The sequence below is a fragment of the Paenibacillus sp. 01T422 genome (genome assembly GCF_056398785.1).
This window is the reverse complement of the sequence record NZ_JBFTQB010000268.1, coordinates 1-12,260: the sequence shown is the minus strand read 5'-3', so window position 1 is coordinate 12,260 and position 12,260 is coordinate 1. Positions and strand designations below refer to the sequence as shown.

7 protein-coding genes are annotated in these 12,260 nt (G+C 44.2%); all 7 read left to right on the top strand.

The annotated features are described in order from the left end of the window. A partial coding sequence (locus AC1DUA_RS16460) for a carbohydrate ABC transporter permease (RefSeq protein WP_477500796.1) occupies positions 1–399 on the top strand: 399 nt, incomplete at its 5' end. A gap of 56 nt (positions 400–455) precedes the next feature. Next, positions 456–1,634, top strand: coding sequence for a Gfo/Idh/MocA family protein (locus AC1DUA_RS16455; protein ID WP_477500795.1), 1,179 nt, complete (start codon positions 456–458; stop codon positions 1,632–1,634). 112 nt (positions 1,635–1,746) lie between these two features. Continuing rightward, positions 1,747–2,475, top strand: coding sequence for an SDR family oxidoreductase (locus AC1DUA_RS16450; RefSeq protein ID WP_477500794.1), 729 nt, complete (start codon positions 1,747–1,749; stop codon positions 2,473–2,475). A 30-nt stretch (positions 2,476–2,505) separates the two neighbouring features. Then, the gene (locus AC1DUA_RS16445; RefSeq protein ID WP_477500793.1) at positions 2,506–3,537 is read left to right on the top strand and encodes a sugar phosphate isomerase/epimerase family protein; all 1,032 of its coding nucleotides are present in this window, start codon (positions 2,506–2,508) and stop codon (positions 3,535–3,537) included. A gap of 325 nt (positions 3,538–3,862) precedes the next feature. Continuing rightward, the gene (locus AC1DUA_RS16440; RefSeq protein WP_477500792.1) at positions 3,863–5,044 is read left to right on the top strand and encodes a WG repeat-containing protein; all 1,182 of its coding nucleotides are present in this window, start codon (positions 3,863–3,865) and stop codon (positions 5,042–5,044) included. A gap of 164 nt (positions 5,045–5,208) precedes the next feature. After that, complete coding sequence (locus AC1DUA_RS16435; RefSeq protein ID WP_477500791.1) at positions 5,209–6,360, top strand: HupE/UreJ family protein; 1,152 nt, start codon at positions 5,209–5,211, stop codon at positions 6,358–6,360. Between the two features lie 282 nt (positions 6,361–6,642). Continuing rightward, on the top strand, positions 6,643–12,260 hold a 5,618-nt coding region (locus tag AC1DUA_RS16430), incomplete at its 3' end, for an FN3 associated domain-containing protein (RefSeq protein ID WP_477500790.1).

Here is a 12,260-nt window from a genome sequence, read left to right as displayed (position 1 = left end):
GTGATACGCAGCTTCTTCCAAAGCTTCCCAGCAGAAATTGAAGAATCCGCCCGGATCGATGGTTGCTCCGAATTCGGCTTGCTCTGGCGCATCGTGCTTCCGCTTTCTTTGCCGGTCATTGCAACCTTCTCGCTTTTTTACGCTGTGGAATATTGGAACACCTTTTTTAATGCGATTTTGTATTTGAATGACGGGTCCAAGTTGCCTCTGCAAGTGTTTCTGCGTCAAATGCTGAACGTATCAGATGGAAGCCAGGAGGTAACCGAAAGCGGAATTGAATTCAGTCCTGCGGTTCGAATGGCAGCCGTTATTTTTACCGCAGTTCCGCTGCTTGTTGTGTATCCCTTTTTGCAGAAATACTTCAATCAAGGGGCGCTCCTCGGTTCTGTGAAGGGTTGAATTACAGGATGAGGAATCATCTCCAGAATTAAGATATTAGTGAGGAGTCAAACATTTTGAAGAAGATTACACTTGGTATTATTGGATCTGGTTTTTCCGCTTCCTTCCATGTTGAGGCTTTGAAGAAGGTTACCGGAATCGAGGTGTTTATAAAAGCAGTCGCAGGCAATAACCTGGAAAAAGCAAGAGCTTTCGCTAATAACCACGGTATTCCTATTGTGTATGACACGTATCAAGCATTGTTAGAGGATGAAGAAATTGATGTCGTTGATTTATGCGTTCCGAATCTTTTACATGCACAGATTGCTATCGAAGCTGCCCAAGCGAAGAAACACATCATCTGCGAGAAACCGATGACAGGTTTTTTTGGATCTCCCGATGAAGCTAAAGAGCCTTCGTATGCTGCCACAGCGCTGAAAGAGGCGTTAATGTCAGCGAAAGGTATCTTGCAGGCAGCCGAAGAAAACCAGGTCAAATTCATGTATGCCGAGAACTGGATTTATGCGCCCTCTGTCATAAAAGCCAAGCGATTCTTACAAAAGTCGCAAGGGTCCATTCTGGATATCCGAGCCGAACAAAGCCACAGCGGGTCCCATGCTCAAGCATCCAAAAGATTGCAAACAGCAGGGGGTGGGGCATTGATCACCTTAGGTGCCCATCCTATAGCAGCAGCTATTCATTTGAAACAAGTTGAAGGTTCAGTTAAGAACGGCAAGCCTATTCGTGTTCAATCGGTGATAGCAGATATAGCACCCCTTGCTAATATAGAAGCTTCTTCAGCAGATTCCAAGCAATGGTTGGTATCAGACTATGAGAACGTGGAGTCGTGGGCCAGTGTGATTATGGCTTTTACGGATGGCACGAAGGCTGTTGTTATTGCCTCATTTGCAGCTCTAGGCGGTATTAGAAATATGTTGGATATCTATACCTCCAATGCTGTGATCAAATGCAATATGACACCTAATGATGCGCTATTGGTTTATGCGCCAGACAACCATGTGTTTGGTGATGAGTTCATAGCGGAGAAGCTGGAGACAGGCGCGGGCTGGAATTTTGCCAGCTTTGATGAAGATTGGATGCGCGGTTATCCACAAGAAATGCAAGACTTCATGGAGAGTATTGCAGAGGATAGGCAGCCCATTTCCGACGGCAAGTTGGCATGCGATGTAATAGAAGTGATTTATTCGGCTTATCTTTCGGCGGAAACCGGCAAGAGAGTCGCATTAATGCAATAAATTACTTTACGAATGCCCAACACTAGAATGATAGGATTGAATTGGAAATCATAAGATTGACTAATGTGTTCGGTTGCTGAATGTACTATCTTTTATAGTGGGAGGTGACCTGGTGGAACTTAAGGGTATGACAGCCATAATAACCGGTGGGAGTCAAGGCATTGGATTTGCAACAGCCCGAGCTTTAGCGAAAGAGGGCGTTAAGGTAATAGCACTAGCACGTAATATGGAAGTATTAAACAACTCTTTGGATTCTTTAGATGTTTCCAGTAAAGCTTTGGTAACCGGCATAAGAGCAGACGTCAGAGACGAGCACGATGTTAGGCAAGTTTTTAAACAGATTGTAGAGAATTACGGCCATGTGGATATACTTGTCAATTGTGCAGGAGTAAGTATGAGCGGTAGGAAACGGCTTGAAGATACAGAAAGTTCAGAATGGACACGAATCCTAGATACGAATTTAACAGGTACCTATCTGATGTGCCGTGAAGCGCTTCCGGTAATGGCTAGCCAAAATTTTGGATTCATTATTAATATTTTATCGACAGCCGCGTATAAAAGCTCCTCCGGGTTCAGTCTCTATGCCGCTTCTAAATTTGGAGTGAGAGCTTTGACCGAAGCTTTGATAGAGGAGAACAGGAGATCAGGAATACGTATATCTTCTATTAGTCCGGGAGCGGTGGATACGACGATTTGGAGCCATAAAATTACTCCGGTGACGGAAGAGGATAGGGCTACGATGTTAAGAGCTGAGGATATAGCTAGTATTGTTATGTATTTGTTAAGTGTTCCGACAGGCGTTCATATTGAAAATGTAACAGTTACTCCATGGCATCGATAATAAATTGATAACAAGAAAAGGAGACCATACATGAATATCGAAAAATCTACTGAAAACTCATCCAACGAGGTCTACCAACAAATTCCGACTAGTCACTATCTGAAAAACGTACGCAATGAATCTTATTATACAGGCGATTACAAGCTAGGTTTAAACTTTTACAGCTTTAGCCATAATTTAATGTCATGGTTGCAAGGCAGTACGGACGGCGCTCCGCCGGTTGATACGATGCAGCTTATCCGATATGCCAAAGAAGCTGGCTTTGAGTCTGTGGATGTAACTGCTTATTATATCCCTGGGTATGAAAATTTCACATTGCCTACTAAACCGGTTGAAGAAATATTCACCTATGTAAGAAATATTAAAAAGCTTGCTGACGAGTTAGGAATTGCTATTAGTGGCACGGGAATCAAGAATGATTTTGCTGATCCAAGTGATGAGAGACGTGCTCTGGATGTGGAGAGAGTCAAATATTGGATCGATGTAGCCGTCGAAATGGGTGCGCCGGTTATCCGTGTGTTTAATGGTGAAATCCCCCAAGATCTGCAAAGCTCGGATTGGGAAACGATAGCTAAAGATCGGATTGTACCAGCTCTAAGAGAATGTGCAGAATACGGCGCGACTAAAGGTATCAAGATTGGCATGCAAAACCATGGAGATATGACATCAACAGCGGATCAGGTGATTCGAATTCTCCAGTGGGTGGATCACCCCAATCTCGGCGTAGTGAACGATACGGGTTGTTATAAGACGTTCCAGGCCAAAACCGGTGAAGACTATGATTGGTATGATGATATTGAAGCTGTAATCCCTTATACATATAACTTCCAGGTTAAGAGAAAGCCTGCGGGGCCTAATACAGAGGAACTCACAGATCTGGAGGAGTTCTTTACCAGACTTCGCTACTCGAATTATAGAGGATATATTCCGTTAGAAACACTTTGGGTGAATGCGGATACCAATCATCCCAAATACCTCTCCGAGCCGCCTTACGACCAAGTTAGCGATTTTCTTGCTTTAATTAAATCTGCATCTGAGAGTACGAAACAACAACGTTTATAAATAGAAATCTGGTTACAATAACCATTATCCGATTTAGTACCGTCTTTGTTTCTGCATGGTAGAGCAGTTAATTTAGTTTGGTACCACGAGCGCATTCGTCCCTACGAGTGCGCTCTATTTGCATTTATTCAGAAGTAGGTTTATTCCATGCGTCAAAAAGTGATCATTACAAGAACCTCTTGAAGGTTTTTGTCAGAACATGTCGATTTCTTTACCAAAGCTTATCATGTAGCTTATGCAGCTAAAATAAAAGTGAATAGAATTATAGTAGTAGTTGATTTTGGGAATAAAAGATTCTCGTTAAATTCAGAGAGGATAAAAAAAATTGAAAAATAGACTAATAATGAAGAAAAGTATCATTTGGGTGCTAATTATAGTTTTAATTATGGCAGCGATAATTATAGGTATTTTAGCTGTAAACAAGAAGAACAATGAAAAAACATTATTATATCCTATACAAGTCGATGGAAAATGGGGCTATATCAATAAAATGGGGAAGATCGTCGTAGAACCAACTTATGCATGGGCCGATGACTTTCATGATGGTGTCGCGATCGTTCTATTAAATAATAATTCAGATGGCAGCAAAAATACGCAGGATCAAGATAGTGTAAAATATGGTGCCATCGATATAACAGGAAAAATGGTCGTAAAGCCGGATTTTTCATATATAACCAAGTATAACGAAGGTGTAGCCGGAGCGATTCAAGTAGATGCGATGACGTATGATCTTACCTATTTCATCCTGGATAGGAAGGGTAAGATTTTATACACGTTACCTCCTGAAATGCAGATCGTTTCTATGCTGTTCAATGGAACGGGTTTGCAGACGCAAAGTGAAGATCTGATATTAGTGCAAGATGATAAAACAGAAATGTATGGGTATATTGATCGTTATGGGAAAATTATCATTCCAATTCAATATTATGAAGCTAGTAGCTTTTCAGATGGCTTAGCTGTGGTAAGGAATGATAAGCACTACCAGTATATCGACAAAACAGGAAAAGTAATGATTGATGCTAGTCAGTATATTTCCGGCAAGAGCTTCTCGGAAGGATTAGCAGCTGTAGGTGTGCAGAATAAGGATCGGGTTGAGTACGGATATATTGATACAAAGGGCAATATGAAGATAGAACCTAAATATACAAGAGCCTATAGTTTTTCAGAAGGGCTTGCAAAGGTATGTGTGGGCGACAGCATCAATCAATATTCAATAGGATATATAGATGAAGCCGGAGCCTATAAAATTGGCCCTACTTTAGATGATAGCTATGATGAAACACTGATTTCAGAAGGCTTAGTTCCAATTGCTGATGGGGCTGGCGGGTATATGAATAAGGAAGGGAAACTTAGTATTGCTCCGGTTGTTACGAAAGATAAGGACAATTATTTAAAACACAATATGGCCGGAGAATTTAGAAATGGAATTGCAAAAGTAAGCTTGACCGATGGAAGGATTGGATATATCGATAGAAGCGGAAAATATATCTGGGACTCTCGCAAATAACTGGAAAGTGAATCTTGGCATCAACTGGTTAGTCTATTGAACTTAATAATTTAATAACAAGCATTTGACCTAGATATAACAAATGAATGATAGATTTGGTAGGCATCGAATATTACTACAGATTTCTGCAGAACTAGAAGCAGAAACAGAAAAGGAGGGCATATATGGCGGTTTGTCGATGGCGTTTCTTTCTTTCAATTTTCATGGCACTGGTAGTGCTTCTGTCAATTGAACATCGAGCGGATGCTCATGCCTACAGCGCGACTTATTCGACATTGGAATTTTATAAATCCAAGACGGAACTTACTTATGCACTCGATGACGTATCGGTCATAGAGCTTGTGGGTGGCGATACCAATCATGACGGAACACTCGATTCAGAGGAATTCGCTGCAGTGGATCAGAAGCTGCTGACGGTTCTGCAGAGCAACCTCGTTATCAAAATTAACGGTGAAAGCGCGGCATGGCCCCAAATTGAGAGTTTCGGCATGTACCGCAAAAGGGCCATTCTGAAGGCCGCCTTCCCAGCGGTAGCAGCATCCCAGTCGATTCAGCTGACCGACCAGCTGTATTTGAACGACACAGCGAGCAATTACGTAAACCTGATGACGATTTATTACGGCGCCCAGAAAAGCACAGCGGCAATTGCTGGCAACAACCGGACCTGGACGATGCAAATGACGGAAAATGATTTCGCCGGATTGCAGCCGGGCGATGCGACGCCTCAGCAGCAACAACCTGAGGAGAAAGCTTCGTCAAGTACGACGGACGGTTGGTTGTCTTTTTTCGTGCTGGGGATGAATCATATTTTATCGGGATACGACCACCTTTTGTTCTTATTCTCCCTGCTCATCGCAAGGCAAACGTTCAAGCAGTATGCAGGGACGATCACGGCGTTCACGATCGCGCATAGTATTACCTTGGCCTTGACAGTCACAGGTGTGATCCATATCTCCTCCCGTTTTGTGGAACCGGCCATTGCGCTGAGTATTTGTTATGTCGCTTTGGACAATTTGATTCGCAAGAAAGTTAGCTACCGGTGGGTATTGACCTTCTTCTTCGGGCTGATCCATGGGATGGGTTTTGCGGACATCTTGACAGAAATGAACATTCCGAAGAGCGCATTGGCGGTGGATCTGATCAGTTTTAATGTCGGGATTGAAACGGTTCAGGTGATCATCGTTGCCCTGATACTGCCCGCGTTAGCTCTTCTTTATCGTTGGAAGCACTCGAGACACGTGGCTGTAGCTTGTTCCGCTGCGGCCCTGGTGCTAGGCGGACTGTGGCTTGTCGAACGGGTATTTTTTAATGTTTAATCATTAGTTCGATTAATTATTAACCTTTGTTTGATTAGATTTTCACGGATACGAGATGACAAGTTGGTCTAAAAGGGACATTTCATAATGTCCCCATTAGGTATTGGTAAAAAACCAACAATGGTTCATTACTTCATGTTTGTTGAAATATTTGCAAAAGTGAAACAATCGGGGAGGCAGCGAGACAAAGCGGGGGTCATTTCGCCATCCTGCTGGCTCTTCAGATCCTTTCATTTTAAGCGAAGATTTTACAATAAATAAAATGATACAAGGAGCGAGGACATGAAAGCTTTAAAGAAATCTTTGATAAGAATTTCGATGTCATTCTTATTAGTAATGAGCAGCATGACTTCCACTGCTCAATTTAAGGATCTAATTATTAATTTTAGCGCACGTTCTTCAGGCACTGGACCTCGTGACTTTAATACAGAGTGGAGTACTGACGGAACAAGCTGGAATGTATTTGGAAATACAGTTGCAGTTGCAGGTGTAAATACAGGTTTTACAGTTGCAGTAGAGAACACAACTCCTGAGCAATTTGGTATGGTTTTGCCGGCAGGGGCAGTAAATCAAAATACGTTATATATCAGAATCATTCAGAAATCTGAAGTTTCTGAAAATGGTGGTACAGTAGGTTCAGGTGGTACCAGCAGTATTAACAACATTCAACTCTACGGAACCAAGGATCCAGCATTTACTACACCCGCCGTAACAGTTTCGCCAGATACAGCTGGTGCAATATTAGATGTTACGCCTATTACTTTAACGAATACAGATATTAACGCACAAATTTTTTACACAACAGACGGTACAACTCCAGCGACAACAGCGGGTGGTTCCACAAAATTATACACAGCGCCTTTCACTGCTCTTTCCGAAGGCGGTTTTACAGGAAGCAACCCGTTCGTCGTTAAGGCTGTAGCGAAGTTGCCGACACTTCTGCCGTCCGATGTCGCTACATTATCCTTTAATCAGCAGACCATCACATCGAATGCTGACGCGAAAAAGCTTGCTGCTGGGGATTATGCCTGGGTAAAAGGCATCGGTACGTACTCAACTGCCGCTAATACCCTGTACATTCAAGACGGTATGAATGCCGGCAGCGGTCTCGCTATTTTTAAATCCGGCGCAGACATATCCTCTCATGCGGGCAAAGAGATCTATGTCTATGGGAAAGCAACGTTGTATAACGGTTTGATGGAGATTGTTCCAGATGATGCGGCAACTAATATCGTTGTACGCAACGCTAGCCCGACTCTTCCAACCCCGACCAAAATTATGTTCAGCCAGCTTGCTGACAGAACGTACGAGGGCATGCTGGTCTCCTTCGATACGGTAAAGCTCAATACGGTCGCTGGAACAACTCCAGGATCTCTTTATAATCACACAGTAAGCCAGGCAGGCATACAAACGACATTGCGTAGCAATGGCATTACGAGTGCAGTAGGCGTTTCAGGAAGCTATGTTAACATTACAAGGTCCATTGCCAGTTATTTCAATGGCGCACAGCTGCTTTCTACAAATGCTGCCGATCTCGTCGCTGTTACAGCGCCGACCGTTGAATTTATGACACCTAGCGTACCTACCGGAACGACAATCCCGCTTAATTCCAAGGTGACGCTTACCACAGCAACAATAGGCGCGAAAATAACTTATAGCTTAAATGGAGGAGCTCCTGTAATTGATACAACAAATTCAGTTGAACTTACAGTGGATGCCTTCCAAAACGGAACTGCAACGATTACAGCAACAGCGTCAGACGGCACCTATACAACGGCGACTCAAACTTTTGCCTATACACAAAGCCAGGTCGCAAAAGTATTGGCAAGTCCAGGGAGTTCTGCAATTATTCCCACAACACCTATCGTATTATCATCAGCTACGACGAATTCAACGATCATTTATTCTGTATACAGAAATTCCTTTTCTTCCACAGACGGTACTCTGGTGGGTACAGCCAATCAAATCTATACAGATCCTATCCTATTGGATGCTTCTAGCTTCCCAGTTAGAATAGTTGCAAAGGCAACACTTCAAAACTATTTGGACAGTGCTTCTGAAACCTTCACTTATACGGCCAAGAAAGCAACAGGCGGGGAAAAGAACTATTATGGATCACTTCACGCGCATACGTCGAACTCGGACGGTCTAGGAACCCTGCCAGAGGCGTACGTTTATGCAAGAGATCAGGGCAAATTTGATTTCTTTATCGTAACAGACCACTCCAACTCTTACGATACAGCAACTTACGACGTCTCAACGAATCGCAATATTAATGATTTCAACAAAACCAATGCCCCTTGGCTTGCCGGTAAACAAGCGGCGACGGACGCAGCCACTCCTACATACATAACCGACTACGGTTATGAGATGACATGGTCTGGCGGTCCCGGACACATGAATACGTTTAACACAACAGGTTTTGTTAGCCGCAACAACGCGACTTTAAATAACAAAACAAATGATGCAGGTCTTCAAACTTATTATCAAATGCTTGAGAGTACACCAGGCTCCATTTCACAGTTGAATCATCCCGGAGCTACATTCGGTAACTTTGCAGATTTTGGTTATCATGATAATGCGATTGACGATAAAGTCACGCTTGTTGAAGCAGGCAACGGCGAAGGCGCCATCGGCTCAGGCGGATACTTCCGATCTGTCGACCAGTTTATTTTGGCCTTAGATAAAGGCTGGCACGTGGCCCCGACAAATAACGGCGATAATCATAAAAAAGGTTGGGGAACATCGAATACCGCTGCGACGGTCGTTTATACGAACGATTATACATTGAGCGGAATTTATACAGCGTTGCACGACCGTTCGGTATGGTCGACAGAAAACAGGGATTTGGATGTCACCTATCATCTGTCCGACGGGACGAATACCTATAGCATGGGTGCAATTTTGAATGCTCCCCCTGCGACCGCAAACATTACGGTAACAGCAACCAATAAAAACCCTGGCACAGAGACCAGTAATATCGCATCTGTCCAGCTGATAAGCTCCGGAGGGAAAATAGTAGATAAGAAGACCTATCCTGTAGGAACCAGTAACGTTAATTACACCTATTCGATGACGGCGCCTTCTGCTGGCTATTACTTCGCGATCATCACGGACAACCAGGGTTTTGTAGCCGTTACCGCGCCGATATGGCTCGGTTCAGCGCCGAAGGTCGGAATTACCTCGGTAAGCAACAGCTCAGTCATGCCTGTTACAACAGAGGCATTGGATTTAACAACAAATTTATTCAATAATGAAAGTACACCTGTCATACTTAAGTCTATTTCTTATACCGTAGATGGAGACTCAGCAGGCAGCAAAACGTATACGCCTGGCACAACCATCGCGTCCTCCGGTGTCACGAAGCATGTATTCAACTATACACCGACGACTTCCGGAACCAAAACAGTCACGATCAGCGCCGTGCTTACGGTGAACGGCGACGATAAGATTTATACGACGACCAGCACGATGAAGGTTGTAGATATTAACTCCGTATCGTATGTCGGGCTTGACGCTTCACACGGCAATGAGTACGTCAGCGGAGGAAGCTATCCGAATTCAATGGCCAATATGATGACTCTCGCGGGCACAAACAGTGTGAGAGTTGTACAGTTGAATACGTCATCGGATTTAATCGCTGCTACCAGCAATCCTAAATACAAAATGATTATTTTGAACGCTCCGTCAAGAAAAAGCGTTACCGCATGGCCGACTCCGGCAAATTACACGGTGGCGGAAATTGCAGCGTTGAAAGCATTTTCGGAAAATGGAAACACGCTTGTCTTCGGAGTTATTGCGGACTTTGCGGAATCCACAAACGCTGATCCGGCTTCACCGAAGAAACATATGGCAGAGCTGCAGAACGATGTCCTGGCAGCCATCGGCTCCACGCTGCGCGAAGGCGACGATGAGGTAATGGACGATGATAAAAACGGAGGACAACCATATCGTTTGTATCCGACAGAGTTCAATATGGCTAATCCGTTGCTGGAGGGCGTCGTCGATGGACAGACCTACAGCCAATACTCAGGCTCAACCATTTACGCTGTAGATCCGGCGACAGGGGAGAGAACCTCAACGCTGCCGACAACGGTCAGCCCGCTTGTTTTTGGCTTCCCAACCACGTATTCGGCTGAGACTGACAATGACAACTTTGGATACGGGACAACCAAGGCTACTTTTCCTTACGTGACAGTTGGAACGTATAAAGCCGATAAGGGAATAAGTAATTCACAAGGGCTTTATATACCAAAATATGTAAATCCAAACAGCAAAGTATCAACGAACCCTGAAGAAAAACTGATAGCGGCAACTGAGACTGTCACGCATCAGAATGGTAAAACATCGCTTGTCGTCGTTGCCGGCGGATCATTCATGAGTAACTTCGAAATACAAGTAGCTTTAGACAATGCAGGGACATTGCCTTATGCCAATTACAATTTAATGGATAATCTTTATAAAATCGTCAACCCGATGACGATCACAAGCATTGCCAATGCTAAGAATCTGCCGGATGGGACAGATGTCATCATTGAAGCAACAGCGACGAGTGAGGTAAATACTCAGAGCGCAAATCCTGATACAAACAAAGGCTTTTTCGACACTATTTATGCACAGGACGCAACGGGCGGTATCAATCTATTCCCGGTTGCCTCAGGCATACAAGAAGGACAAAAAGCAAGGTTTGAAGGTAAGATCACGCATTATCAAGGTGAAGTGGAGTTGACGGTCAGCAAAATCACTGTTTTGGATCCAAGTATCCACAAATTCGCGCCAACTACGCTTACGACAGCTGTTTCAATGTCATCCTCGAATACTGGACTATTGGTGAAAACAGAGGGCGTCGTGTCAAATGTTTATAAAGACTCTGACGGAACAATTAACCAATTTACGATTAATGATGGGTCCGGCCCGGCAATTGTAGTCATTAACGGATACATTACAAAGGGAACGACGCTTCCGTTCGTTACAGATGGAGCAAATGTTTCCGTAGTCGGTTTGGCTTCTATCGGCGAGGTTTCCAGCGATTCGGATATGCACCCGAGAATCAGAGTCAGAGACCGTTCCGAGATCTTGAGCGTTTCGTCAGAAGTACGATTAACGATTAATGGTCCGTTGACGATGAAAGTAGGCGAGAGCTCTGTTGCTGAAGCAACATACGGTACTACGAAGCTGAATGCGACATCAGGAGTTATCTTTACGAGCAGCACTACGGCGGTTGCGGCAGTCGACAGCACGAGCGGGCAAATCACCGCAATCAGCAAAGGTCAGACTGTGATTACAGCAACATATGGCGTATTAACCAATGCATACACCTTAACAGTCAATGCTCCGGACAGCACGAATTCGAATTCATCTGGCGGCGGTTCCGCCCCTATCGGCACTCGGATCTACGCTTCTAACGGAGGAACGGTGAAGGATAACGGTGTGACTATCGTGATTCCAGCTGGAGCGGCAAAAACGGATTTCCGGGTAACAGTTGATAAAGTAACGAATACCGATGAAATGCTGAAGAGCGCTTCTGGCAAGCTAATCAGCGATGTCTTTGAGATCAAGAAAGATTTCACGGATAATTTTACTGCTAATTTAACGATTAGCTTACCGTTTGACCCGGCCAAGATAGATCTGGCCAAGTCTGACGCAGCAATCTACTGGTACGATGAGACAGCGAAGAAGTGGAATGCACTCAGCAACCCAAGCGTCGATAAAGACAAGGCAATGGTTAGCGGCGAAGTCAACCATTTCACGAAATTCGCCGTATTCGCTACAGATAAGCAACCTACGAACCCAACGAATCCCGGTTCTACAGGTAAAGGCACCCTGTCCGATATCGCCGGCCACTGGGCGGAAGCGAATATTCTCGCTCTCATTCAAGCTGGAGCAATCGAGGGCTATCC